General features: G+C 22.3%; 3 protein-coding genes. All 3 read left to right on the top strand.

Features of this window, described 5'->3' with window-relative positions; genetic code table 4:
- A partial coding sequence (locus tag C6B38_RS09835; protein ID WP_162475843.1) for a hypothetical protein occupies nucleotides 1-621 on the top strand: 621 nt, incomplete at its 5' end.
- Nucleotide 622: 1 nt separating this feature from the next.
- On the top strand, nucleotides 623-958 hold the full coding sequence (locus tag C6B38_RS03575) for a hypothetical protein (protein ID WP_105298690.1): 336 nt from the start codon (nucleotides 623-625) through the stop codon (nucleotides 956-958).
- Between the two features lie 36 nt (nucleotides 959-994).
- Nucleotides 995-1,477, top strand: a complete 483-nt coding sequence (locus C6B38_RS03570) for a recombinase RecT (RefSeq protein WP_105298689.1) — start codon at nucleotides 995-997, stop codon at nucleotides 1,475-1,477.
- Nucleotides 1,478-1,557: the final 80 nt, after the last annotated feature.

The following is a 1,557-nucleotide window of genomic DNA, read 5'->3' as shown; positions in this document are numbered from 1 at the left end:
GAATTAAGTTTAAAAGCATTAAATATTAAAAAATGAATTGATGAAAATGGACAAGAATTAGCAGAATTTATATACAGACAACAAGCTTGATTAATAAATGGAGAATATAAATCACAATCACTAAAAGATTTAAAATTAGTAGTTTCAAAAATTGATTATATTTTTAGAGAACTATTAGAATTAATAAAAAATTTTAAAGATCCATTAAATTCTATTAGAAACGTTACTTTAAATTTAGAAAAAAATATTAAGAATAATCATGATTATTTAAAAAATAGTGTCATTGATATTCAATTTCAAAAACAAAATGAAATTGTTGAAAATCATAAAAAAGAACAATTTTTAGAAATTAAAAGTGTAGCAAAACAAGAGCAAGAATTAAAAATTATTACTAGTAATTTTCGTAAAGAAAAATTATTAATAAAAGATATTAAAATATTAGGTATTGATGATGATTTTTTAGAAAATGCTAATCAATATGAATTAAAGCAATTAATTAAATATTTAATTGTTAATGAAAAGTTAGTTAAAAATACAATTAAAGCACAATGAGATACAAATACTGATAATAAAGTAGTTGGTATTAAAGGAATAAATATAAAAATTAAAGGAGTGAAATAAAATGACAAATGAATTACAACAATATATTAAAGGTGCAATTATTAAATATGAATTAAAAGTTAATGATAAATATTTAAAAGAAAATATTTTAGCACTTGAAGAATTAAAAATGAAAAATGGACAAAGTTATATGCAATTAGTTAATAATGCTGATAATGCAAAAATAACAGCATTAGGAATTATTAAATTAAGTAATAAAGGGTTAATTTTTGGTAAAGATTTTAATATTATTCCATTTAAAAATAAATTAACTACTGTTATTGATAGTAAAGTTTATTGTAAAAGAATGGAAGAAGCAGGGTATAGTCCAAGAAAAGCAATTATATTTAAAGGTTAAAAATTTGAATGAGATGCTATAAATTCTTGTCCAAAAATGCATGAAATTAATTTTAATGCAAATACTAGTGATTATAATGAAATTATTGGTGCTTATGCTTTTGCAAAAGATAAAAATGGAAATTATCAAGGTATTTTATTAAGAAAAGCAGATATTGATCGTTTAAAAAATAGTAGTCCTAGTGGTAATAGTGAATATTCACCTTGAAATAAATGACCAAAAGAAATGGTTGAAGCAAAATTATATCGTAAATTAGCATTAGAAATGAGAATTGATATATCTGATATTGATTTAGATGAAAAAGAAATTAAAGAAGATGGTAATTTTGAATATATTTCATTTAAAGATATTGATGTCGCCAAAAATAAAGGGCAAATGAGCGATGAACCATTATTAAATAATATAAATACCCCATCTTATCAAGAAATAGCAGACACTAACGATAATGTCGTTAAAGAAGAAGATATCTCAAATGTAGTACCAGCAGTTAATAATGATGAGGAGTGAGCAACTTGATAAAAATAGGTATTGACCCATCAGGTACTGGTACTACTGGTATTGTTATTTATGGTACTGGTACTACTGGTATTGTTATTTAT

The organism is Spiroplasma sp. ChiS, from assembly GCF_002968355.1.
Taxonomy (GTDB): Bacteria; Bacillota_I; Bacilli_A; order Mycoplasmatales; family Mycoplasmataceae; genus Spiroplasma; species Spiroplasma citri.
Note: the sequence above shows the minus strand (reverse complement) of the source record. Positions and strands in the feature narration are given on the sequence as shown.